The sequence below is a fragment of the Leucobacter iarius genome (genome assembly GCF_039530105.1).
GTDB classification, from domain to species: domain Bacteria; phylum Actinomycetota; class Actinomycetes; order Actinomycetales; family Microbacteriaceae; genus Leucobacter; species Leucobacter iarius.
Genome location: NZ_BAAAOB010000001.1, coordinates 1,794,524 through 1,819,137 on the forward strand (window position 1 = coordinate 1,794,524; position 24,614 = coordinate 1,819,137).

Consider the following 24,614-nt stretch of genomic DNA (forward strand, 5'->3'; position numbering starts at 1 on the left):
CATCCACCGAAGCGCAGCGGTCCGCCGCTGCGCTTCGGTGTTTCCGTGGAACAATCGAGCGATGGGCCAGGAGAGCAAGAAGACCGCGTCGGCGACACCCGCGCCGGCCGGTCGCCGCAAGCAGCTCCTGCGCAACTGGGGTGCCGTCGCCCTGGCCGCGATCGTCCTCGGCGCCATCTTCGGCGGGCCGGCGATCGTGAAGTATCTGAAAGCGCCGCCCATCTCCGACGACTTCGGCATCGAGGACGCCATCGCCGCGATGCGCCTCGACGCCGACGGCACCTCCTACCTGGTGCTCGTGAACCCGCAGGGCAGGACGCGCTCGGTGCAGCTTGAGGAACGCGGCTTCGAGCGCTCCCGCATCGCCTGGTCGGACGCCGGCCTCAGCACCGGCGGGCCGACCGACGAATACCTGCTCGGGGCGAAGAGCCTCACCCGAATGCCGCTGCCCGGCGACCTGGACCGCCCGACCGAGTGGGCGCGATTCGCCACCCGCGACGGCTTCGCGGTGCAGATGAGCACCCAGGAAGGACAGCGGTTGGCCTTCGTGAACGCGAAGACGAAGCAGCTGACCTCGGTCAAGCCGGAGTACGCGCACCCCGTGCTCGCGAACTGCGACGGCGAACTCGTCGCGATCGGCGAAGACGGGCATCCACGCACGATCGACGCCGGATCGCGCAACATCAGCGGACTCGGTACGTTCACGGGCGTCCAGGCGATGACCTGCGACGGCGACCGGATCATCGGGATCGGCGAGATCCCGGATCGGTCCGAGCCCGCGCAGACCGTATGGATCTGGGATCGGGCCTCCGGTGCGCAGCGCACGCTCGACGTGCGGTATCCGGAAGCGCTGAGCAGGTCCGGGCCGAGCACGCCGTTCGCGAACGACGGGCGGCTGTACTGGGCCGCGGATCGACGGCTCTGGTCGATCCCCGTCGGCGACGCGGCGCTCGGTGGGTCCGGTGCCGCTGGATCCGCTGGATCCGGCACCTCTGGTGGGCCCGGTGGATCCGGTACCGCTGGATCCGATGCCGCAGGCGGCGGATCGGCACCGACGATCGCCGAGGCCATCGACTCGGCGACGCTCACCGACTTCCTCGACGACTTCGAACCCGTGGTCGGCACCGATCAGGGCGTGCTCGACCGGGTCGGCGATCGCGTCTACGGGGTCGCGGCGCAAGAGAAGTACATCGACGACCGCAGGGGGCCGGGATTCGACCGGCTCGATCGGCTCGCGATCTTCAGCGTCGACGCGCGCACAGGGGAGCGCCGCATCGTGCTCGACGTCGACACCCTCGACTTCCCGCGCCGGAACCTGCACGTCCACGCGATCGCGGTGAACCCGAAATGGGCGGCAGTGCGGTGAATCGCGCCGCCGCCGCGGGCTAGACTCCTCGGATGCCCCCGCGTTCCCCGCTGCCGCAGCGCCTCGGACTCGATTCCGCCTGGATGCGGTCGCCCGACCGCGATCCGGCGAACCCGCGCCCCTGGCCGACCATGCGCGACTGGCTGCATCACCGGCTCTCCGAGCACATCAACGTCGACGCGTTCATCGCCGACGAACGCTTCGTGCTCGACTCGGGAGAGCCGCTGCGCGCCGACGCGGAATACCGCTCGCACACCTTCGTCTGGTTCTACCGGGACCTGCCGGAGGAGACTCCGGTGCCCGGCGCCGTGCACGTCGTGCACCGCGACGACCGGATCGTCGTGGTCGACAAGCCTCCCTTTCTCTCGTCGATCCCGCGCGGCAAGCACATCACCGAGAGCGTCGTGGTGCGCATGCGGCGTCAGCTCGGACTGCCCGAGCTGACGCCGATGCACCGACTCGATCGGGTCACCTCCGGGCTCCTGATCCTCGCCACCGAGCGTCGCTGGCGCGGCGCCTACCAGAGCATGTTCATGCGGGGCGAGGTGTCGAAGACCTACCGGGCGGTCGCGCGGATCCGCGACGACCTCACCCTGCCCGCCACCGTGCGCAACCACCTGCGTAAGCGGCACGGCAGCTGGCAGGCGGAGGAAGTGCCCGGTCTCGAACCGAACTCCGAATCGCTCGTGGAGCTGGAACGCGAGCTGCCGGTGGTGGGCGGGGTTGCGAGTCGCGGCGAGGTCGAGAGTCTTGGCGGGGTCGCGAGCCGCGGCGAGCGCCGCGGTGTGTATCGGCTCACCCCGCGCACCGGCAAGACCCATCAGCTGCGCCTGCACATGCTGGGTCTCGGGATCCCGATCGAGGGCGATCCGCTCTATCCGGCGGTGCAGGAGATCGCGGTCGACGATTTCAGCACGCCCCTGCAGCTGCTCGCGAGCGAGCTCCGATTCCCGGACCCGATCGACGGCGGTGAGCGCCGCTTCGCGAGCGTGCGGGAGTTCCCGCTGCGTCCGTCCGCTGGGTGAATCTGCAGGGCGGCATCCTGCGCGAGCCTGCCCCCTCGTCATCCTGCGCGAGCTTGCGAGTCGCAGGATCCTCCGTCGGCACGCTCCGAGCGAACGCGGCCTCGGCCTCGGCCCGATGTCGGACCTCGCCGGTAGACTTCTCGACGTGAGCACGAACGAGATCCCGACCCCCTACGAGGACCTGCTGCGCGAGGTGTTCGAGCACGGTACGCCGAAGGGCGACCGCACCGGAACCGGCACGCGCAGCCTGTTCGGCCGCCAGATCCGCTTCGATCTGGCCGAATCGTTCCCGCTGCTGACCACCAAGCGGGTGCACTTCAAGTCGGTCGCGATCGAGCTGCTCTGGTTCCTGCGCGGCGAGGGCAACACCAAGTTCCTCACCGACAACGGTGTGACCATCTGGGACGAGTGGGCTGACGCGAGCGGCGACCTGGGCCCTGTCTACGGTGTGCAGTGGCGTTCGTGGCCGACTCCGTCGGGCGAGCACATCGACCAGATCTCGCAGGTGATCGAGCAGATTCGTTCGAACCCCGACTCCCGTCGTCTCATCGTCTCCGCCTGGAACGTGGCCGAGCTCGACCAGATGGCGCTCGCGCCCTGCCACGCCTTCTTCCAGTTCTACGTGGCCGACGGCAAGCTCTCGTGCCAGCTCTACCAGCGTTCGGCAGACATGTTCCTCGGAGTGCCGTTCAACATCGCCTCCTACGCGCTGCTCACGCTCATGGTCGCTCAGCAGACGGGCCTCGAGCCGGGCGAGTTCGTCTGGACGGGCGGCGATTGCCACGTCTACGACAATCACGTCGAGCAGGTCGAGAAGCAGCTCGCGCGCGAGCCGTTCCCGTACCCGAAGATCAGCATCCGCAAGCGGGATTCCATCTTCGACTACGTGTTCGACGACTTCGCGGTCCTCGACTACCAGCACCACCCGGGCATCAAGGCCCCGGTCGCGGTCTAGGGCCTTCGGGTGAGCGAGCGCGACGGCTCCGAGCGGCGGGCCACAGGACTCCGCAGCCTCGGCATGATCTGGGCCGAGGCGCGGGGCGGCGCGATCGGGCGCGACGGCGACATGCCGTGGCACCTGCCCGAGGACCTGGCGCATTTCAAGCGGACGACGCTCGGTGATCCGGTGATCATGGGCCGCCGTACGTGGGAGTCGCTGCCTGAACGCTTTCGCCCGTTGCCTGGTCGCGCGAACATCGTGGTGACCCGGGATCCGGGCTTCGTCGCCGAGGGTGCTCGCGTCGCGGCGTCGGTCGAGTCCGCTCTCGACCTGGCGGGCGGTGCCGCTCGCATCGAGGGGAGCACGGAGGCCCAGGGCACCGGGGCTACCGGGGGTGCCGTTGAGGTCCGGGCCGACGCGGGATCCGGTGCGGAGTTCGTGGGTGCTCCGAGCGCCGACGGTGTTTCGCCGCGCGCGTGGATCATGGGCGGCGGGCAGCTGTACCGTGCGGCGATGCCGCTCGCGACGGAACTGGTCGTGACCCGCATCGAGCTCGACGTGCCCGACGCCGACACTTTCGCGCCCGAGATCGGCCCTGAGTGGCGCCTCGTCGACCCTGGCGCTCCTGCGACCTCGAAGACGGGTCTCGGCTACCGCTTCGAACGCTACCTGCGGGACTGACCCCCTGACCCCTGAGCCCTCTGACTTCCCTGACCCGCGGGTTCGTGAGTCGTGCGGCTTCAACATCACCCTGAGGCGTGCCGCGCCCACCCCCCCCCTGCCTTCCCGCGCCCGGCCGTGTCCGTGCCTCCGCGCCTTCCTCGAGATGACCCTTTCGCGGGTTTTGGGCGCTCATGACCCGCGAAAGGGTCATCTCGGAGGGGTGAGTGCGGGCCAAGGGAATGGGGCTCGACCCCCGAGCTTCGAGCCCCGAATCCTGAGCCCAGACCCCTGAACCTCGACCCCCGGAGCGCGAACCTCGACCTCGAACATCAAGGCCCGAACTCCGAGCCCGAACCCAGACCCGCGACCCCGACCCGACCCTCGAACCCGACCACTGGCCAGAGCCTCGAACCTCGAACCTCGAACCTCGAACCTCGAACCTCGAACCTCGAACCTCGAACCTCGAGCCCAGGGCCCAGGGCCCAGGGCCCAGAGCTCCGAGCCCCGAGCCCTGAGCCCCGAGCCCCGAAGCCTGAGCTCGGAGTTCTGAGCTCGGAGTTCTGAGCTCGGAGTTCTGAACCTCGACCCCTGACCCCGCGTCTCGAGCCCTCGCCCCCGCGTTCGCGCCCTCGCCGAGATGGCCCTTTCGCGGGTTTTGGGCGCTCATAACCCGCGAAAGGGTCATCTCGGCGGGGTGAGTGCGGGCCAAAGGAATGAGCTTTGACCCCGACCCGGAGCCCGAACCTCGACCTCGACTCCGCCCCGCCCCCACCGTTCAGCGCTCGGCGAGGAGGCGGGTCAGCTCGGCCGTGATGGGGCGCGGCTCCCGGCCGAGGAACCGGCAGAGCCGCGCCCGGGTCTCGGCGATCCTGCTCCGAAGAAGATCCTCGCGGTGCAGGCGCAGCAGCCGGTACCCCTCCTCGCGGGCGGCCTCGATCCGCGCCAGGTCCTTCAAGTACTGGGCTCGGTCTGTGCGGTGCTGCTCGCCGTCGTATTCGATGATGCGTCTTCTCGTGCGGTCGACCAGGTCGAAGCGGCCGATGAACGTGCCGTCGGCCCGCCGCAGTTCGACCTGGAGATCGAGATCGTCGATCCCCAGCGCGACGAGTTCGAGCCGGACTTCGGTCTCCATGCGCGATTCCGCACCGATCCGGGTGAGGCTCAGCGCGGCGCGAAGCTTGCGGACCCCGCGGCCCGAAGCACGAGCGACTTCGGCGTGCAGCGCCTCGAGCGGCACGAGCGGCGTGACTCGGTGCCGCGGGCCGCGGGGGAGCACGAGGTGATCCATCGCCACGACGAGCTCGCGAAGGGGGAGCAGCGCCGCGCTCTGGGCGAGCGCCGCGACCGGTCGTACGCAGGGAAGCCCCGCGGGTGATCGGACGACCTCGAAGTCCGAACCGGCGCCGTGCCCGACGACCGTGCGGCCCCGCGCGGCTCGGAGCGGGAGGGGCACCGCGAGGTGCACGACCTCGGGTGACCGGATCGGCGCACCGAAGGCGAGGAGGGCCGTCGTGTGACTGAAGGCCTCCCCGCGACGGAGTTTCGGGACGTAGGCGCGCGCGAGATCGAGCACGCGCTGCTCGGAGAACCTCGGCTCCTGCTGCTCCGACCGCAGTCGGTGCACGCCGCGGTGCGGTGATTCGAACCGGCGGTGCACGAGCATGTTCCGAGTGATTCCCGCCCGCGCGGCCTCCGCGGTGCGGGCGGTGGAGCCGGGCGCCGAGTCGGGCCACGGCCCGGGCAGTGGTGTCGGAGTCCGGGGCATGGAGCCAGAATGCCGCGGACGAGGACCCGATCCGGCGTTGTCCACAGCGAGCGCGCGCCAACGCGTGAGGACCGACGCCGAGATGCCCCTCCCGCGGGTTTTGGGCGCTCATAACCCGCGAAAGGGTCATCTCGGCGCATGCCAGAGGCGCGCCCCGCCCGCACCCGAGCGCGAACCCGAAGCCGAAGAAGCCGCCGAACAAACGGTGCCGCAGCCAACTCTCCGCCGCGGGTCCGGTAGCCTAGGCGTGTGACACAGCGCGAGAATCCCTTCGGCCAGGTACTGGTCGCTCTGGTGACCCCGTTCCAGGCAGACGGCGAGGTCGACTGGGCGGCAACCGAGGCCCACATCGACCACTGCATCTCCAGCGGGGCCGACGGCATCGTCGTGACCGGCACCACCGGCGAGACGAGCACCCTCACCGACCCCGAGAAGATCAAGCTCGTCGAGGTCGCGAAGTCGGTCTCGGGCGGTCGCGCCAAGATCATCACGGGCGGCGGCTCCAACGAGACCGCCCACGCCATCGAGCTCTACAAGGCCAGCGAGAAGGCCGGCGCGGACGGCGTCATGATCGTCACGCCGTACTACAACAAGCCCACCCAGGCGGGCCTGCTGACCCACTTCCGCATGGTCGCGGACTCCACCGACCTGCCGGTCATCCTGTACGACATCCCCGGCCGCACCGGCGTGCCGATCAAATACGAGACGATCCTGCGGCTCGCGAAGCACCCCAACGTGCTCGCGGTGAAGGACGCCAAGGGCGACTTCAGCGAGGTCAGCCGGGTGCTGAACCAGACCGACCTCATGTACTTCTCGGGCGACGACGCGAACGTGCTCCCGCACCTCTCGATCGGGGCCACCGGCCTCATCGGCGTCACCGCCAACATCACCGCCGCGCCCTACCGCACCATCATCGACGCGGTGAACGCGGGCGACCTGCACACGGCGCGCGAGCAGCACCAGCGGCTCGAGCCCCTCGTGCGCGCCATCATGACCCACGTGCCCGGCACCGTCGCGGCCAAGTACGTGCTGCACGGCCTCGGCCGCATCTCGAGCCCGCGCGTGCGCCTGCCGCTCGTCGGTCCCGAGGAGTGGGAGGCCGCCATGATCGAGGACGAGCTCGCGCTCGTGCATGACGTCGCCGGCGTCGATTTCCAGAACTTCCGGCCGGACCGCAACGCGGCTGCCGGCGGCGCCCTGCCGAAGATCGCAGGGACCACCCGCTAACCGAACGGCCCCGAAGGATCGGGGCCCTGACCAGGAGGCTGTGTGCCCGTCACCACCCCGTATGCTCCGCCGAAGCTCAAGAACGGCACCCTTCGCATCACCCCGCTGGGCGGCCTCGGCGAGGTCGGCCGCAACATGACGGTCTACGAGATCAACGGCAAGCTGCTGATCGTGGACTGCGGCGTGCTCTTCCCCGAAGAGCACCAGCCGGGCGTCGACCTGATCCTGCCCGACATCTCGCAGATCGAGAACCGCCTGAACGACATCGTCGCGGTCGTGCTCACGCACGGTCACGAGGATCACATCGGCGGTGTGCCCTACCTGCTGAAGCGTCGCCCGAACATCCCGCTGGTCGGGTCGAAGCTCACGCTCGCGTTCATCTCGGCGAAGCTCAAGGAGCACCGCATCACGCCCGAGCTGCGTCAGGTCGCCGAGGGCGACCGCGTGAAGTTCGGTCCGTTCGACCTCGAGTTCATCGCGGTGAACCACTCGATCCCCGATGCGCTCGCGGTCGCGATCCGCACCGAGGCCGGCCTGGTCATCGGCACGGGCGACTTCAAGATGGATCAGCTGCCGCTCGACGGCCGCATCACCGATCTGCGCGCCTTCGCCCGCCTGGGCGAGGAGGGCGTCGATCTGTTCATGACGGACTCGACCAACGCCGAGGTCCCGGGCTTCACCCCGCTCGAGAAGGACATCGGTCCCGTGCTCGAGCGCGTCATCGAGAAGGCCCGCGGCAAGGTCGTGGTGGCGAGCTTCTCGAGCCACGTGCACCGCGTGCAGCAGGTGCTCGACGCCGCGCAGAAGGCCGGCCGCCGCGTCGTGCTGCTCGGCCGTTCGATGGTCCGCAACATGAAGATCGCGTCGGATCTCGGCTACCTCGAGGTGCCCGAGGGCGTGCTCGTCGATCTCAAGAAGAGCGGCGACATCCCCGACCACCGCATCGTCTACATGTCGACCGGTTCGCAGGGCGAGCCCATGGCGGTCCTGAGCCGCATGGCGAACCAGGAGCACCAGGTCGAGATCGGCCAGGGGGACACCGTGATCCTGGCGTCGAGCCTGATCCCGGGCAACGAGAACTCGGTCTACCGGGTGATCAACGGCCTCATGAAGCTCGGCGCGAACGTCGTCCACAAGGGCAACGCCAAGGTGCACGTTTCCGGCCACGCCGCCGCCGGCGAGCTCATGTACTGCTACAACATCGTCCGCCCGAAGAACGTCATGCCGATCCACGGCGAGTACCGCCACCTCGTGGCGAACGCCGGCGTCGCGATCGAGACGGGCGTGCCGCAGAACCGCACCATCATCGGCGAGAACGGCACCGTGGTCGACCTGGTCGACGGCGTCGCGCGCGTCGTCGGGCAGCTCGAGATCGACTTCATCTACGTCGACGGCAAGAGCGTCGGCCGGGTCACCGACGACGATCTGCGCGATCGTCGCACGCTGGCGGAAGAAGGCTTCATCTCGGTGATCACGGTCGTCGAGACGAGCCTCGGCCAGATCGTGTCGGGTCCCGAGATCCACGCCAAGGGCGTGGCCGAGGACGACAAGGTGTTCGACGCCATCAAGCCGAAGATCGCCGACGCCCTCGAAGAGGCGATGAAGGGCGGAACGACCGATCAGCACGCGCTGCAGCAGGTCGTCCGCCGCACCATCGGCCGCTGGGTCGGTACGAAGCTGCGCCGCAAGTCGATGATCGTCCCCGTCGTGGTGGTGGTCTGACCGGTGTCGGTCGAAGCCCGGCCCGTCGCCGCCGTGCGGTTCGCGACGGACGATGAGCGCGCCCGCTGGGACGCGCTCATCGCGGCGAACCCCGGCGGCGGTGAGGTCTGGCAGGGCGACGCCTACCTCGAGCAGAAGCGCGAGGCCGGACGCTACCGCGTGCACCGGCTGATCGTCGAGCTCGGCGACGAGGATCGCACCGCGGTCGCCGTCGGCGTGCTCGCCAAGCGCGCGCCGCTGCTCGGCGAGTGGTGGCATGTGCCGGCCGGTCCCGCCGCGCTCGACGCCGCGGGGCAGGACCCTGAGGCGTTCGCGCGTGCGACCCGTGCCGTGGCCGACTTCGCCCGCGCCAACGGGGCGTTCCTGCTGAAGATCGAGCCGCGCGTGCCGGCGAGCGCCGAGGCGGATCGAGTCGTTCGCGCGCTCGGCGCAGTGCCGACGGCACGCATCATCCCGAACCCCTCGACGGTGATCGTCGACGTCCGGGGGAGCGGCGCCGAGCCGCGCACCGAGGACGAGCTCTTCGCGAGCCTCGGCAAGAAGGCCCGCTACGCGATCAAGAAGGCCGCGCGCGACGGGATCACCGTCGAGCGGGTGCCCGCGAGCGAAGCGAACTGCGCCGCGTTCTTCCGCCTGCTCGAAGAGACGGCCGAGGGGCGCTTCGTACTGCGCAGCGCCGACTACTACCGCTCGTTCTGGCAGCGCTTCGAGCGCGCCGGCGCCGGCCAGCTGTTCTTCGCCTACCGCGACGGCGCGCTCGTCGCGGGCGCGTTCGCCATGGGCCTCGGCTCCAAGACGACCTACAAGGACGGCGCCTCGGTGCGCGCGAAGACCGCCTACGGCGCCTCGCACGCGCTACAGTGGGAGGTCCTGCGCTGGGCGCTCGAGCGCGGCGCCGTCACCCACGACCTGTGCGGGGCACCTCCCTCGGGCCAGGCCTCCGACACCGCGCACCCGCTGCACGGCGTCGGCCAGTTCAAGACGAGCTTCGCGCCGCAGATCGTCGACTACGCGGGAGCGTGGGATCTGCCGCTGAGCGCGAGCAAGTTCTCCGTCTGGGCAAAGATCGGCGACCGCATCGCGCGCCGCCTCTCGCTCACCGTGCAGAAGGACCCGTACTACTGATGGCCGGCTCTCTGGCGCGCGCGAGCGCGGTGATGGCCTCGGGGACCATGGTCTCCCGAGTGCTCGGTTTCGCGAAAGCGATGCTGCTCGTCGTGGCGATCGGCCAGGTCAAGTCGGTGTCGGGCGATGCCTTCGCGAACGGCAACCTGTTGCCGAACACGCTCTACATGATCCTGCTCGGCGGCATGCTCAACGCGGTGCTCGTACCGCAGATCGTGAAGGCCGCGAAGGATCCCGACGGCGGTGCGGGGTACATCAACAAGGTGCTCACGCTCGTGATGACCGCACTGACCGCGGTCACCGCGTTGGTGATGCTCGCCGCGCCCTGGATCGTCTGGCTCTTCACTATTTCGTGGCCCGCAGACCAGCGCGGTCTCGCGCTCGCCTTCGCCTACTGGGCGCTGCCGCAGATCATCTTCTACGGGCTCTACACGATCCTCGGTGAGGTGCTCAACGCGCGCAGCGTGTTCGGACCGTTCACCTGGGCGCCCGTGCTCAATAACGTCATCGCGATCGCAGGCATCGTGGTGTTCATCGCGATGTATGGAGCCGATAACGGTACTCGTACCCCGGATGATTGGACCCCGGGCGCGATCGCAGTGCTCGCGGGCAGCGCGACGCTCGGCGTGATCGTGCAGGCCGTTGTGCTGTTCATCTCGTGGCGCAAAGCCGGCATCCGCTACCGGCCCGATTTCAAGTGGCGCGGCATGGGCCTCGGGCAGACGGGCCGCATCGCAGCCTGGAGCCTCGCCACCATCGTCGTGATGCAGCTCGGCGGCATCGTGACCCAGAACGTGATCAATACCGCGTCTGGCGCGGGTGCCTCTGCGCTCGCGATGCAGAACGCGTGGCTGATCTTCATGCTCCCGCACTCGGTGATTGCCGTTTCGCTGGCGACCGCATACTTCACACGCCTCGCGGGCTGGGGACAGAGCGGGCGCATGACCGAGTTCTTGCTCGACTTCTCTGCTTCCGCGCGGCAGATCCTGCTCGTGATGGTGCTTGCCTCGGTGATGATCTTCGCCGCGGCGCCGTTTGTCAGCCGTGTGTTCAACTTCACCGGCAATCCTGACCAGATCTACACCTTCACCCTGGTGCTGCAGTGCTACATGGTGGGCCTCGCGGCCTACAGTTTCCTGTTCATCGTGCAGCGCGCGTTTTACGCGTTGTCCGACACGCGCACGCCCTTCATCTTCACTTCGGTGCAGATCGGATTGCTCGTAGTGCTCTCCCTCTGCCTGCTCGTGCTGCCGAAGAGCTGGATCGGGCCCGCCTACGGTCTCATCTTCGGCTTCACGACAGTGGTGCAGGCGTTGCTCGCGGTGTTCTTGCTGCGCAAGCGTCTCGGACACATCGATGGCTCCCGGATCCTCGCCAGCCTGCTCTTCTACACGCTCGCCGGGATCCCTGCCCTCCTCATCGGCTTCGGCCTGACCCTGATCTTCGGGCTGATGTTCCCGGGGTACGGCGTGTTCGCCGCGGTCGGCCTCGCGATCCTCGATGCGCTCGTCGTGACTGCGGTCTACATCGGGGTCCTCCGCATCCTGAAGTCACCGGATCTCACAGAACTCACCGCATTCGTCTCCCGCAAGCTCGGAAGGAACCGTTCGTGACCCTCACCGTCACCCCCTGCACCGATCCGGAGCTCTGGGATCGGACCGTCATCGACCTCGGCGGGCATCCGCTCCAGCTCTGGGGCTGGGGCGAGCTGAAGTCCGCGCACCGCTGGTCGGCGGAGCGCGTCCTCGTGACCCGCGACGGCGAGACGGTCGGGGCCTGCCAGCTCCTCACCCGCAAGCTGCCCTGGCCGCTGGGCGGTTTCGTGTACGCCCCGCGCGGCCCGGTGCTCGCGCGCGGCCCGAAGGCCGCCGCGATCGAGGGCGCGACCCCCGGGTCGGCCGGCGCGCCGGCGCAGGATCCGGCACCGGGCGCGGTCGCCGACGCCGTCGCGGACTACGTGCGCCGCACGCGTCGCGCGGTGGCGGTCTCGATCGAGCCCGACGAGGACGACGGCCGGTTCCCGCTGTCCGACGCTTGGCGCCGCGCCGAGACCACGGTGCTGCCCGCACGCACGCTGATCCTCGACCTCACGCGCAGCGAGGACGAGCTCATGGGCGACATGTCGAAGAAGCACCGCCAGTACGTGCGCAAGTCCGAGCGCGAGGAGTCGCTCGAGATCCGCCGCGTCGAGACCGCCGAGCAGCTCGAGGAGTGCCTCGAGGTCTACCGTGCGACCAGCGCGCGCGCCGACTTCGGACTGCACGAGGACTCCTACTACCACGACGCCCGCACCATGCTCGGCGAGCACGCGCCGATCTGGGCCAGCTACGTCGACGGCAAGCCCGTCGCGTTCCTGTTCCTCGCCGTCAGCGGGCGCACGTCGTTCGAGCTGTACGGCGGCATGGACGAGACCGGTCAGCGGCTGCGCGCCAACTACGCGCTCAAGTGGAACGCGATCCGCGAGATGAAGGCCCGGGGTGTCGAGCGCTACGACTTCGGCGGCCTCATCAATGACGGCGTGACCACGTTCAAGACCGGGTTCTCCTCGCACGAGAACCTGCTCGCGGGCACCTGGGACCGCCCGATGTTCGGCTACGGCATCTGGACCCGCGGCCTGCCGCTCGCGAAGTCGGTCGTGCGCAAGCTCCGGCGACGCTGATCGCGGGGATGGGACACAGCAGGGCGGAGGCCGCGTACCAGCGAGCGATCGGGGCGTTCAAGAACCCGACGCTCGATCTGCTGCACGGTCGGTACGCGCCGTTCGTGGTCGCCGCGCTCTCGCTCGTCTTCACGGCGGATCGTCCGACGGTCGCCGTCTCGGACGCGCACGTCGAGGTCGGCGAGATGGTCGACGAGCTGCGCGCCGCCGATCACGACGGACGGGAACGCGGCCTGCCCGCGGGCTCGGGCCGTGAGATCTGCCGGTACTGGGTGCGGGTGGGCTGGCTCGTGCCGCAGATCGTGGACGACGCAGAGGTGTACCGGCTGTCGGCGCAGGCTGTCGGCGCGCTCGAGATCGCCGGTCGCGCGGGCGGCGGGCGTTCGCGGGTCTCGCGCTCGCGCGTGCGCACCCTGCTCGAGACGATCGAGCAGCTCGCGCAGGACGCCGAGCCGGACCCCGAGGAGCGGCGCGCCCGGCTCCTCGCCGATCGCGCGGCGATCGACGCCGAGCTCGCGCGCCTCGACGAGCACGGGGCGCCCGAGCCCGCTGACGACGAGCTGCTGCTCGAGGAGGCGGAGAACGTGCTCCACCTCGCTCGCGAACTGCCGGCCGACTTCTCCCGCGTGGCCGAGTCGATCAACGCGATGCAGCGCGACGTCGTCGCGGACCTGCGACGCGACGTGCGGCCCGCCGGAGAGGTGCTGCGCGAGTACCTGCAGCGCGGCCAGCACGTCATGCAGGCCACCCCGGAGGGGCGCGCGTTCGCGGGAGCGCTGCGGCTCATCGGCGATCCCGAGCACATCGATCGCCTGACGGATCAGCTGCGCAACCTGCTCGCACAGCCGTTCTCGCGGCTCATGGACGCCGAGCAGCGCGGCGATCTCGACGCGATCGCGAAGCGCGTCGAGCAGGGGGTGCAGGAGGTGCTCACCGCGCAGCGCCGCGCGTCCCACGTGATCACCGCGCAGGTGCGCACCCACGACCCCGCGCGCGACCGCGAGGTCGACGAGCTGCTGCGCAGCGTGATGTCGGGGCTGCAGAACTGGACCCGGGACGCGAAGTCGGGCGACCGCGTCGAGCCCCTGCGCGGGTTCCCCGTCGCGGGCGTCGGCCACCTGCGGCAGACGCTCAGCGACATCCGCCCGCCCGCGGCCCCGGCGCCGCTGAGCGAGGCCGAGGGCGAGGCCGAGTTCGAGGAGGCCGACACCCGAGCCTGGGGCGGTCCCCGATACACCGAGCTCGAGGCCTACGTGGCCGGGCTCGGCGAGCGCTTCGACCTGGCCGACGCGTTCGCGGGCGCTCCCGATGCCGAGCGCCGACCGGTCGACCTGCTCGGCCTGCTCGAGATCGCGCACCGCACCGGCATGAGCGAGGGCGACGAGGTCTCCGTCGTCGAAGCGCTCCGACCCGACGGGACGAGCCGCAGGTTCGCCTTCGGTTCCGTCACCGCCGGCATCCGCACAGAATCCGCCGTACCCGAAGAAGGCGCAGATGACTGAAACCGTCGAACCGTTCGTCGCCCCCGTCCCGATGGAGGCCGACCCGGGGGAGTACTTCCCGGGCGACCGCGGCGTGCTCGATCCCGAGGCGCGCCGCGTGCTCGTGCGCCTGCTCCAGCGCCGCTTTCTGCTCGCCGCGCGCAACCGTGACGACTGGAAGGTGCTGCTCGAGAACCAGTCGGTGATCGAGTCGCGCCTGCACGACCTGTTCGTCGACCTCGTGGTCGACTCGGGCCGCGGCGTCGCCTACAAGCAGCAGATCCGCTCCGACGAGCTCGACGTGCCGATCCTGCTCCGCGACGAGGCCTACACGCGCGCCGAGACGCTCGTGCTCGTCTACCTCCGTACCGTCTACCAGCGCGAGTCGACCGCCGGCGAGGCGTCGGCCCGCGTCGACATCGAAGAGGTCGAGCAGACCGTGCTGAGCTACTTCGCCGAGGTCGACGGGGATCAGGCCCGACGCCAGAAGGCCGTGCGCGCGGCGCTCGCCCGGCTCCGGCAGGAGGGCATCGTCGAGGAGGAGTCCGAGGGGCGGTACCGCATCAGCCCGCTCGTCGAGATCGTGCTCGGCGCCGAGCAGCTCCGCGAGCTCAGCGACTGGCTGCGCGAACGGGGGGAGCGGCCCGCGACCCGCGAGCCCGACGCGGGAACCGGCGCAGCTCCGGATCCCGATCCCGAACCGACCGCCGGCATCGACCGAGAGGAGCACGCGCTGTGACCATGCTCGACACCCTCTTCGGGCTGATCCCCGCCGCCTCGCGCGGCCAGCAGTGGATCGCCGACGAGCTCCAGCTCGTGAACTGGGGCGGATACGACGGGGCGCACCGCGTCCGCTTCTCGCCGACGGCGACGCTGCTGTGCGGCGGATCCGGATCCGGCAAGTCCACGCTCATGGACGCCTACATCGCGCTCATGATGCCGCACACCACACCGTTCAACGGCGCCTCCAACGGCGGCGTCGCGGGGCGGCCGCGCGGCGATGAGCAGCGCAACATCCTCTCGTACGGTCGCGGCAAGATCGACGAGTCGCGCACGGAGGAGGGCACCAAGGTGCGCGTGCTCCGCGGAGACGGCACCGACACCTGGACCGCCATCGCCGCGACCTGGCTCGATCACGACGGATCGCGGTTCACCGCCGTGCGGGCCTGGTACATCCCCGCGACCGCACGGACGCTCGACGACACGGTGCGCGTGCGCGCGACCGTCGACGGCCCGTTCGACCTGAGCGCGCTCGAATCGGCGGCGGGGCAGCGGCTCTCGGACGCATCGGTCCGCGCGGCCGGGCTCGAGACCGTCGCGACCGACCGCGAGTTCTCGGCACGGCTCCACTCGGTGCTCGGCATCGGGGCCGCCGGGGCCGGATCGAAGGCGATGAGCCTGCTCGCCCGGATCCAGGCCGGGCAGCAGATCACCACCGTCGACGAGCTCTACAAGCGGATGGTGCTCGAGGAGCCCGAGACGCTGACCATCGCGGATGCGGTGGTCAGCCACTTCGACGAGCTCGAGAGCACCCGCGGTCGCATGGTGACCGCTCAGAAGCAGGTGCGCGCGCTCCGGCCGATCCGGGACATGCGCACCCGCATCGAGGAGTCGGCGGAGCGACTGCGTCTGATCGACGCGGTCGGCCGATTCTCGGACCCCGCCTCGCTGGCCTCGCTCTGGCGCGGCGGGCGCCGCCTCGAACTGCTGCGCGCGGTCGAGGGGGAGCTGCAGGCGCAGAAACGCGACGCCGACGACGCGGTTCGCGTGCAGCAGACGCTGGCCGACGCGGCGGAGTCGGAGCGCGACGGCCTGCTCGAGGTGCTGCGCAACGCGGGCGGCGATCGGCTCGAGACCGCCGAGCGCGAGCTCCGGGGGATCGAGCAGCGATTGACCGCGGTCCGTCAGGAGCGCGAGCGCTTCGACGGGATCCTCGCGGTGCTCGGCGCCGAGGCCGGCACCGCGACGGAGTTCGCCGCGCTCGCCGAGACCGCGCGCGGCGCGCTCGGCGACCCGAACGCCAAGGCCGCGGCACGCGAGGCCTACGCGGACGCGCGCGGCGGCCTCGAGCGCGTCGAGCGCGAGCTGCTCGCCGCGCGGGCCGAGCGGGACGCGGCCGAGGGGCGCAGCGACAGCATCCCGGCGGCCCTGCACGAGGCGCGCAGAGCGCTCGCCGAGGCGGCGGGGCTCACCATCGACGAGCTGCCGTTCGTCGGGGAGCTGATCGAGGTCCGTACCGAGTTCGAGCCGTGGCGCGGGGCGTTCAACCTCGCCCTCGGCGGGTTCGCGACGACGCTGCTGATCGACACCGAGCACCTCGCACGCTTCCGCACCGCCATCGACTCGGTCCGCACCCGCGTCCGGGTCCGCTACGAGGGCGCGCACACCGGGCTGCCGACCGCGTCCGGTGCGGATCCGCGCCGCCTGCCCGGCCGCCTCGACCACCGCGACTCCCCGTTCACCGGGTGGCTGCAGGACCGGCTCGCCCAGCGCTTCGACTTCGTGTGCGTCGACTCGGCGGCGGAGCTCTCCCGTCACGCCGACGCGCTCGCGGTCTCGGGGCAGATGTCGCAGGGATCCCGCGGCGCCCACGGCGGGCACGGCACCGCGAACGTGCTCGGGTTCTCGAGCGCGGGGCGGCTCTCCGAACTGGACGCGCGCATCGCCGAGCTCTCGAGCGACCTCGGTGCGGCTGAGGCCGAAGCGACCCGCGCGGCCGCGGCGCTCGACGCGCTCGACGCGCGGCACGAGGCCTACGGCAAGATTCGCGACACCGACTGGTCACGGGTCGATCTCGTGTCCGTCGAACGGGAGCACGAGCGGTGGACCCGGATCATCGGCGAGGTCGCCGAGGGCAGCCCCGAGATCGCGGGCCTGCAGAAGCAGATCGCGGAGGCCCGCAAGAAGGTCGCGCGGTTGCAGCAGGAGACCGGGCGGGCGAAGGGGGTGCAGGAGCGGATCGCCGAGCGCTGGGCCGACATCACCGACGAGGTCGACGCCGCGCAGATCGCCGTCGAGCGCGCCGAGGACGCCGGTTCCGAGCTCTCGGGGGCCGAAGCGGCCTACCTCGACGAGCGTTTCGCCGGTCCCGAGGCGGAGTCCGAGGAAGGCGCCAGCCGCGCCGACGCGCTGCTGCGCTTCGACGCAGCGCTCGATGCCGCGGGCAAGCGCCTGATCGATGACCAGCGCGCCGCGCAGGACACGCTCGTGGATCAGCGGGACGCGCTGCGGCGCACCCTCGAGGGATTCCTCGAGAGCTGGCCGAACCCGAATCTCCGGGCGGATCCCGACACCTCGATCGGCGACTTCGAGCACCTGCTGGCCGAACTCGAGGCGAGCGGGCTGCACGAGCTGGAGGCGGAGTGGCGCGACAGCCTCGTGAATCTCTCCGGCAACGACCTCACCAACCTCGACTCCGCGCTGGGCCGCGCACTGCGCGAGATCCGCGATCGGATCGAGCCGGTGAACCGGATCATGCAGGATCTGCCGTTCTACGACGACGAGCACCGCCTGCAGATCATCGCCCGCGAGAACCAGTCCGAGGCGCGCAGGCGGTTCCGACGGGAGCTGCGCGAGGTGCGCGGCCTGATCGACGCCGCCTCGAGCGATGCCGAGCGCGCGCAGTCCTACGAGCGCATGGCCCGGCTCATCGGCCGGATCCGTCGCTCGGCTCCCGACTTCGCCGAGCTGATCGACGTGCGCAACCACGTGCGCATCAGCGCCGAGAAGATCCACGCGGACACCGGCGAGCACGCGGCGCTGTACGACCACATCGGCGAGAAATCCGGCGGTGAATCGCAGGAGCTCATCGCGTTCATCGTCGGTGCCGCGCTGCGGTACCAGCTCGGCGACGCGGGATCGGAGCGCCCGCGCTACGCGCCCGTGTTCCTCGACGAGGCGCTGATCAAGGCCGACGCCCACTTCACCCGCCGTGCGATCGGCGCCTGGCGCGGGCTCGGCTTCCAGCTGGTGATCGGTGCGCCCAACGACAAGTACAGCGCGATCGAGCCCCACGTCGACGTCGAGTACGACATCCTGAAGGACACGAAGGGCCGGTCCTGGGCAAAGCCGAAGGTGGGCCTGCCGCACGAGGCCTGACCGCGTCCGACGGGCACCGACGCGCCGTGAACGGCCGTGATTTCCGGCGGTTTCGGAGCGTCACCACGGAAAAGTCGGTGGTCGAACGTACCCTCGAAGCATGGCCAGCAAGACTTCGACGCGCGGAAAAGCGGGGTCCTCCAGCACAGGATCCCGCTCGCGCGCAACCGCGAAGACCACGGTGCTGGAACCCGTCGAGACCGAGGGCGTCGTCGCGCGCGCCTGGCGCGGCCTCGGGCACGTCGTCGGCGGTGCCGCGCGCGCCTTCCGCATCGAGCCCATCGCTCCGGAGGACCGGCGCGACGGCATTCCGCTGCTCCTCGTGCTGCTCGCGATCGCCGGCGCCGTGGTCGAGTGGTTCCTCATCGGCAATCCCGTCGCCGTCCAGCTCGACGCCTGGAGCTTCGGCGGCCTCTTCGGCCGGGTCGCCTTCGGGCTGCCCATCGTCATGATCGGCTTCGCCTTCTGGCTGTTCAACAAGCCGTCGAGCGTGCACGACAACCGCCGCATCGCCATCGGCATCAGCCTGGCGGTGCTCAGCATCGCCGCGCTCTGTCACGTGCTCGGCGGGCAGCCGCAGCCGAAGAACGGCATGGTCGCGCTCGCGAGCGCCGGCGGGCTGCTCGGCTGGATGCTGGGCGCACCGCTCTCGTACCTCACGCTGTGGGTCGCCGTGCCCGTGCTGTCGCTGCTCGCGGCGCTGTCGCTGCTCATCATCACGAAGACGCCGCCGGCCCGCATCGGCGCCCGCATGGGGGAGGCCTACCGCTACCTCTTCGGCGCACCCGAGAAGGAGCCCGCAGCGGACACCGCGATCGAGTCCGCGCCCAAGCGTTCGCGCAAGAGCAAGGCGCGCGACGACGACACGCTCTTCGACATCGAAGAAGAGATCCCGTCCGGCGGCGAGCTGCCCTGGTGGCGGCGCAACTCGTCCGGTCGCGAAGAGGACCCCGACTACTCGGGCGACGCCCAGGCCATCGACGAGGTGCTCGACGGCGCCCCGAGCACCGACGACCGCACGCACGCCTTCGACACGGCGTTCGCGGGCGGCGAGACGACCGAGATCCCCGCGGCGGAGGCGAACGACGGATTCCCGACCGGCCTCTTCGACGAGCTCGACCAGGCCGAGGCCGCGGTCGCGGCATCGGGCGCCTCCGCGGCGTCCGGGCTCGGTGACGACTCGCCGAGCGATTTCGTCGCCGACTGGCAGGCTGACGAGACCCCGGCTCCGGCCCCCACGACGCCGTTCGCGGTGGCGCCCCCGCACGTGCCGGCCGTGGCCCCCAGCTACCTGCTGCCCGACCAGGGCACGCTGAGCGCGGGCGACGCGCCCCGTACGCACACCGATGCCAACGACCAGATCATGGCCGCGATCGCCCGCGTGTTCGAGGAGTTCAAGGTCGACGCCCGCGTCTCGGGCTTCTCGCGCGGCCCCACGGTGACGCAGTACGAGGTCGAGCTCGGCCCCGGCGTCAAGGTCGAGAAGGTCACCGCGCTCTCCAAGAACCTCTCCTACGCGGTCGCCTCCAACGAGGTGCGCATCCTCTCGCCGATCCCCGGCAAGAGCGCGATCGGCATCGAGATCCCCAACAAGGACCGCGAGAACGTCGCGCTCGGCGACGTGCTCCGCTCGGCGAAGGCCCAGCGCAGCACCCACCCGATGACCATCGGCGTCGGCAAGGACGTCAAGGGCGGCTTCGTCGTCGCCAACCTCGCCAAGATGCCGCACCTGCTCGTCGCCGGTGCGACCGGTTCGGGCAAGTCGAGCTTCATCAACTCGATGATCACGAGCGTGCTCATGCGCGCGACGCCGGCCGAGGTGCGCATGGTGCTCGTCGACCCCAAGCGCGTGGAACTCACGGTCTACCAGGGCGTGCCGCACCTCATCACCCCCATCATCACGAACCCCAAGAAGGCGGCCGAAGCGCTGCAGTGGGTCGTGAAAGAGATGGACATGCGCTACGACGACCTGGCGAGCTTCGGCTTCCGCCACATCGACGACTTCAACGACGCCGTGCGCTCCGGATCGATCATCCTGCCCGAGGGCAGCCAGCGCGTGCTCAAGCCCTACCCGTACCTACTGGTCGTGGTCGACGAGCTCGCCGACCTCATGCTCATCGCCCCGCGCGATGTCGAGGACTCGATCCAGCGCATCACGCAGCTCGCCCGCGCGGCGGGCATCCACCTGGTGCTCGCCACCCAGCGTCCGTCGGTCAACGTCGTCACCGGCGTCATCAAGTCGAACGTGCCCAGCCGGTACGCGTTCGCCGTGGCCTCCGGTACCGACTCCCGCGTCATCCTCGACGAGGTCGGCGCTGAGCGACTGATCGGCCAGGGCGACGGCCTGCTGCTGCTCAACGGCGAATCCACGCCGATGCGCGTGCAGGGCGCCTGGGTCAACGAATCCGAGATCGCGAAGGTCGTGGCGCACGTCAAGGCGCAGGCCCAGCCCGAGTACCGGGCCGACGTAGCGCAGACGGTCGAGAAGAAGGAGATCGACGAGGACATCGGCGACGACCTCGAGGTGCTGCTCGCGGCGGTCGAACTCGTGGTCTCCTCGCAGTTCGGCTCCACCTCGATGCTGCAGCGCAAGCTCCGCGTCGGTTTCGCGAAGGCCGGCCGCCTCATGGACCTGATGGAGTCCCGCGACATCGTGGGCCCGTCCGAGGGTTCGAAGGCCCGCGACGTCCTCGTTTCGCCCGAGCAGCTGCCCGAGGTCCTCGCGCGGCTCCGCGGCGACGCGCCTCCCGCGGGGGCGGTCCCGGTTCCTCCTGCGGCACCGCCCGCGGCGCCGCAGGCCGCCGAGCCCGACCCCTACGACGATCCGATCGGACGCCACCAGGCCGGACTCGAAGAGGTCGAAGCCGACGACGACGAGGACGCCTGGAGCCTGACGGGCCGGGACTGAGCGGGTCCTCCCGCAGACGCGAACGCGATGCCGCGGGCAATGCCTCGGCATCGCGCTCGCGTCTGCGGGGATGGCGCGCGATGCCCGAAATCCCGTGCGCCCTGCTAGCGTCGAGACGACGATCCCCCCCCTCCGAGAGCGAGAGACCACCGTGAGCGATACGAATCAGCCGGGTTCGCCCGATGGCGCCGTCCCCGAACCGCAGCCGGTCGCACCGGACCCCTCCGCGGCGCAGCCTGCCGCTCCGATCGTGCCCGAGCCCGTGGCCGCCCCTGAGGCGCCCGCCGCGCCCGCTCCGGAAGAAGCGGACCCGATCCGGCAGTGGGCCGCCCCCGCGGTGCCGGCTCAGACTGATCCCGCGCCCCCGGCGCTCCCCGTCGTGGACCCTGCTCCGCAGTGGGCGCCGCCGGCCGTGCAGACCCCCGCGATCCAGGACCCGGCGATGCCGGTTCCCGCGGCGCAGGTTCCCGCGATGCCGAGTGCCGACCCCGCCCAGCAGTGGATCCCGCAGCCCGGTGCCCCGGGTGCGCCCGGAGCTCCCGGGGCCCCCGGCGCGCCGTATCCCGCAGCCGGCGCACCTCCCGTGAAGCGCGGGCTGCCGAAGTGGGCCCTCTGGCTGATCATCGGCGGCAGCGCGGCGATCCTCGCGATCATCGCGCTCGTCGTCGTGCTCGTGGTGGTCGTCTCCTCCGGCGGCCCGAAGGGGACCGCGAGCGACTACCTCTCCTCGCTGTCGAGCGGCAAGGTCGCCGCGGCGAACAAGATCGCCCGCGTCGACGGCGACAAGCGTCTCGCCGTCCTCGAGTCCGACGCGTACGCGAAGTCGAAGCACGCGACCGACTACGAACTCACCTCGATCAGTCAGGTCAACGATCGGGCGCTCGCTTCGACGACCTACAAGGTCGACGGATCGACCGTGCGGGGCACCTTCGAACTGCGCAAGGACGACAAGGGCTGGTACGTCTCCCGCGGCCTGACGGATCCGCTCCCGCGCGTCTACGGATCCAACGGGGCCGACGCCTACCGGCTGCCCGGATACGACGGCCTCATCACGAACGACCTCAGCCTGGAGGCCTACCCCGGCGTCTACACCGCGGAACCGCCGAACAAGTACTTCGAGTTCAGTGAGCCGTTCGTCTTCGAGATCGGCAGCGAAGGGGCCTCCGGGCTCAACACCCCCAAGCTCGTGCCGTCGCAGGCGATGGCTGACGAGATCGACGCGCAGCTGAAGACGCACATCGATGAGTGCCTCAAGTCGGTGACCGATCTGTCCTCCGTCCGCAAGTGCGGCATCTCGGGCTACCCGTCGAAGGTGTACGACGTGAAGAAGGCCACGGTATCGGTGAAGTCCTACCCGAAGGTCGAGCTCCAGCAGTACTCGTACGCGCTGAAGGAGAAGGGGGCCGCATCGGTCACCTTCACCGGCAAGGCGATCGGGGGCGGCGAAGGGTCCGAGACGCTCGACGTCGACTTCTCGCGGCTGATCTTCCGGCCGGTGTTCGAGGACGGCAAGCTGTCCATCACCTACTACTGAGACGCGCAGCGGACCAGTCAGTGATCGGAGCCACGGAATGAGCGGAAGCGACACCCCCGAACGCGTTTCGAACTGGAACGCGCCCAACATCATCACCGGGGCGCGGATCCTCGCGACGCCGTTCTTCATCTGGATGCTGCTCGCCGACCACGGGCAGATGGGACCCTGGCGCTGGGCCGCCGGCGCCTTCTTCGTGCTCGCGATCGCGACCGACGCCTGGGACGGCTATCTCGCCCGCTCCCGCGGGCTCGTCACCGATCTCGGCAAGCTGCTCGACCCCATCGCCGACAAGTTCCTCACCGGAGGAGCCTTCGTCTGCCTCTCGATCCTCGGCGAACTGCCGTGGTGGATCACCGCGCTCGTGCTGATCCGCGAGGTGGGGATCACCGTGCACCGCCTGTTCGAGGCGCGCGAGGTGGTGGTCGCGGCGGCGTGGATGGGCAAGCTCAAGACCATCGCGCAGTCGGTCGCGATCCCGCTCGCGATCTTTCCGTTCCCCGAACTGCTCGGTTCCTGGATGCACGTGGTGAACATCATCGCGATGTCGATCGCGGTGATCCTGACGGTCGCGAGCGGTATCGACTACGTCGTCAACTTCGCCAGGCTGCGCCGTGACGCGGCCGCGGAGGGGCGCGCGGAACGATGACCGATGCGGGCGAGGTGATCGCGGCCGCCCGGCGTTCCGGGCAGCGGATCGCCGTCGCCGAGTCCCTCACGGGCGGCTGGTTGTGCTCCGCACTCGTGTCGGTCCCCGGGGCATCGGCGGTGGTGCTCGGCGGTGTGGTCGCCTACGCGACGCCGCTGAAGGCCGCGCTGCTCGGGGTGGATCCCGAGCTCCTGCGGGTGCGGGGGCCGGTGGATTCCGAGGTCGCGGAGCAGATGGCGCGCGGGGTCCGTTCGGCGTGCGCGGTCGACGGCCGTCCCGCGGAGATCGGCATCGCGACCACCGGCGTGGCCGGGCCCGATCCTGACCCGCAGACCGGGCAGCCCGCCGGCACGGTGTGGCTGGGTGTGAGCTCAGCGGCGGGGGAGCATGCCGTGCGACTGCGGCTCGACGGGGATCGCGGGGCGATCCGGGAAGCCGCGGTGCGAGCAGGGATCGAGACGCTCGGCGCGTTGCTGGGCGAGGGGCTCGACCCTGGAACGACGCATTCCCGCTGACTTGAGTCGACTCGGCTCATATTCAGGTGATATTCAGGAATAGTCGGGGAGTCGCGCCGGTTGTTCACAGTGACGCTCGGCAGACTTGAAGCGTCACCCGCTCGGAGAAGACCATTCCGGGCAGGTAGTGTGGAAACGTGATCCTCGGATCGCGGATGCAATAAGGAGGACGCCATGGTGCTGGTTCGTCAGGAGATCGGTGACGTGCTGCGAGACTTCCGCCTGCAGAAGGGCCGGACCCTGCGACAGGTCGCCGGTGAGGCGAGCGTGGCGCTGGGCTATCTCAGCGAGGTGGAGCGCGGGCAGAAGGAAGCCTCGAGCGAGATCCTCGCCGCGGTCGCCGACGCGCTCGATACACCGCTGTCGGTCATCTACGGCGAGGTGAGCGATCGCCTCGCGGTGGTCGAGGGCCTCAGCGTGCCGCTCGCGTCGCGCGTACCGGACACGGTGCCCGCAGACCTGGTCTCGGGCTACGCGTCCGAGCTGATGGCTCGCTAGTCCGATCTGATCGTTCGAGGGCGTCCGGCCGTTCGCGGCCGGGCGCCCTCTTCATGCCGAGGGGGAGCGATGCGCCTGAGCGAGTTCCAGCGTGCGATGCGCGAGGAGTTCGGCGACGCCTACGCGGGGGTGCTCATGCGCGACCACTGGCTGGTCGCGCTCGACGGCACCGCCGACGCGGCGATCGAGCGCGGAGTTCCCGCGCGAGACGTCTGGGTCGCGGTCTGCGAGGACCTCGACGTGCCTCCGTCCCGCCGCTACGGCAGGGGTCTCCGAGACCCGCAGCGCTGAGCGTGCGGCCCCGCGCGGTCAGCGACACGCCGCTGCGCTATCGAATGTGTGTTCGAATATTGCTATCGTCGTCCCCAGATGGATTCGGTGCCTTTCGGGCTCCGGGAGCTGTGATCTCCGACGTGAATGTCGGTGGCTGCTTCTAGTGTCT

19 protein-coding genes are annotated in these 24,614 nt (G+C 70.2%); 18 read left to right on the plus strand and 1 reads right to left on the minus strand.

Annotated features, from left to right (window positions below; genetic code table 11):
• The first annotated feature begins 61 nt into the window (after positions 1–61).
• The 4 genes from ABD169_RS08090 to ABD169_RS08105 all read left to right on the plus strand — a co-directional run bounded on the left by ABD169_RS08090 (position 62) and on the right by ABD169_RS08105 (position 4,012).
• Positions 62–1,366 carry a hypothetical protein gene (locus ABD169_RS08090; RefSeq protein ID WP_344031251.1) on the plus strand — a complete coding sequence of 435 codons (1,305 nt, stop codon included), beginning with the start codon at positions 62–64 and terminating at the stop codon, positions 1,364–1,366.
• A gap of 32 nt (positions 1,367–1,398) precedes the next feature.
• Positions 1,399–2,391 carry a pseudouridine synthase gene (locus ABD169_RS08095; protein WP_344031253.1) on the plus strand — a complete coding sequence of 331 codons (993 nt, stop codon included), beginning with the start codon at positions 1,399–1,401 and terminating at the stop codon, positions 2,389–2,391.
• Between the two features lie 115 nt (positions 2,392–2,506).
• The gene (locus tag ABD169_RS08100; RefSeq protein ID WP_344031255.1) at positions 2,507–3,346 is read left to right on the plus strand and encodes a thymidylate synthase; all 840 of its coding nucleotides are present in this window, start codon (positions 2,507–2,509) and stop codon (positions 3,344–3,346) included.
• A gap of 63 nt (positions 3,347–3,409) precedes the next feature.
• Positions 3,410–4,012 (plus strand): dihydrofolate reductase, encoded by a 603-nt coding sequence (locus ABD169_RS08105; protein ID WP_425560963.1) that lies wholly within the window; start codon positions 3,410–3,412, stop codon positions 4,010–4,012.
• A 757-nt stretch (positions 4,013–4,769) separates the two neighbouring features.
• Here the strand turns inward: ABD169_RS08105 and ABD169_RS08110 are convergent.
• A complete protein-coding gene (locus ABD169_RS08110; RefSeq protein ID WP_344031259.1) occupies positions 4,770–5,657 on the minus strand; it encodes a hypothetical protein in 888 nt (295 codons plus the stop codon).
• A 351-nt stretch (positions 5,658–6,008) separates the two neighbouring features.
• Between ABD169_RS08110 and dapA the strand changes: the two genes are divergently transcribed.
• The 14 genes from dapA (at position 6,009) to ABD169_RS08180 (ending at position 24,463) form a co-directional block, all read left to right on the plus strand.
• Positions 6,009–6,986: a 4-hydroxy-tetrahydrodipicolinate synthase gene (gene dapA / locus ABD169_RS08115; RefSeq protein ID WP_046454390.1), complete on the plus strand. Its 978-nt coding sequence runs from the start codon at positions 6,009–6,011 to the stop codon at positions 6,984–6,986.
• A gap of 42 nt (positions 6,987–7,028) precedes the next feature.
• The gene (locus ABD169_RS08120) at positions 7,029–8,708 is read left to right on the plus strand and encodes a ribonuclease J (RefSeq protein WP_046454391.1); all 1,680 of its coding nucleotides are present in this window, start codon (positions 7,029–7,031) and stop codon (positions 8,706–8,708) included.
• Between the two features lie 3 nt (positions 8,709–8,711).
• Positions 8,712–9,833, plus strand: coding sequence for a lipid II:glycine glycyltransferase FemX (locus tag ABD169_RS08125; RefSeq protein ID WP_344031261.1), 1,122 nt, complete (start codon positions 8,712–8,714; stop codon positions 9,831–9,833).
• Positions 9,833–11,446, plus strand: a complete 1,614-nt coding sequence (gene murJ / locus ABD169_RS08130; RefSeq protein WP_344031263.1) for a murein biosynthesis integral membrane protein MurJ — start codon at positions 9,833–9,835, stop codon at positions 11,444–11,446. Before ABD169_RS08125 ends, murJ begins: the two co-directional genes overlap by 1 nt.
• On the plus strand, positions 11,443–12,492 hold the full coding sequence (locus ABD169_RS08135; RefSeq protein WP_344031265.1) for a lipid II:glycine glycyltransferase FemX: 1,050 nt from the start codon (positions 11,443–11,445) through the stop codon (positions 12,490–12,492). Before murJ ends, ABD169_RS08135 begins: the two co-directional genes overlap by 4 nt.
• Before the next feature lie 8 nt (positions 12,493–12,500).
• A complete protein-coding gene (locus ABD169_RS08140; RefSeq protein WP_344031268.1) occupies positions 12,501–13,994 on the plus strand; it encodes a DUF3375 domain-containing protein in 1,494 nt (497 codons plus the stop codon).
• Entirely contained in the window at positions 13,987–14,712 is a 726-nt protein-coding gene (locus ABD169_RS08145; protein WP_344031270.1) for a DUF4194 domain-containing protein, read from the plus strand. The genes ABD169_RS08140 and ABD169_RS08145 overlap by 8 nt, the downstream gene beginning before the upstream one ends.
• Positions 14,709–18,071, plus strand: coding sequence for an ATP-binding protein (locus ABD169_RS08150; protein ID WP_344031272.1), 3,363 nt, complete (start codon positions 14,709–14,711; stop codon positions 18,069–18,071). The genes ABD169_RS08145 and ABD169_RS08150 overlap by 4 nt, the downstream gene beginning before the upstream one ends.
• Before the next feature lie 100 nt (positions 18,072–18,171).
• Positions 18,172–20,979: a DNA translocase FtsK gene (locus tag ABD169_RS08155; protein ID WP_344031274.1), complete on the plus strand. Its 2,808-nt coding sequence runs from the start codon at positions 18,172–18,174 to the stop codon at positions 20,977–20,979.
• Between the two features lie 151 nt (positions 20,980–21,130).
• Positions 21,131–22,513: a hypothetical protein gene (locus tag ABD169_RS08160; RefSeq protein WP_344031276.1), complete on the plus strand. Its 1,383-nt coding sequence runs from the start codon at positions 21,131–21,133 to the stop codon at positions 22,511–22,513.
• Positions 22,514–22,550: 37 nt separating this feature from the next.
• Positions 22,551–23,159, plus strand: a complete 609-nt coding sequence (gene pgsA, locus ABD169_RS08165) for a CDP-diacylglycerol--glycerol-3-phosphate 3-phosphatidyltransferase (RefSeq protein WP_046455855.1) — start codon at positions 22,551–22,553, stop codon at positions 23,157–23,159.
• Positions 23,156–23,674: a CinA family protein gene (locus ABD169_RS08170; RefSeq protein ID WP_344031278.1), complete on the plus strand. Its 519-nt coding sequence runs from the start codon at positions 23,156–23,158 to the stop codon at positions 23,672–23,674. Before pgsA ends, ABD169_RS08170 begins: the two co-directional genes overlap by 4 nt.
• 174 nt (positions 23,675–23,848) lie before the next feature.
• On the plus strand, positions 23,849–24,172 hold the full coding sequence (locus tag ABD169_RS08175; protein WP_046455857.1) for a helix-turn-helix domain-containing protein: 324 nt from the start codon (positions 23,849–23,851) through the stop codon (positions 24,170–24,172).
• Between the two features lie 69 nt (positions 24,173–24,241).
• Complete coding sequence (locus tag ABD169_RS08180) at positions 24,242–24,463, plus strand: DUF3046 domain-containing protein (RefSeq protein ID WP_344031281.1); 222 nt, start codon at positions 24,242–24,244, stop codon at positions 24,461–24,463.
• The last annotated feature ends 151 nt before the right edge of the window (positions 24,464–24,614 follow it).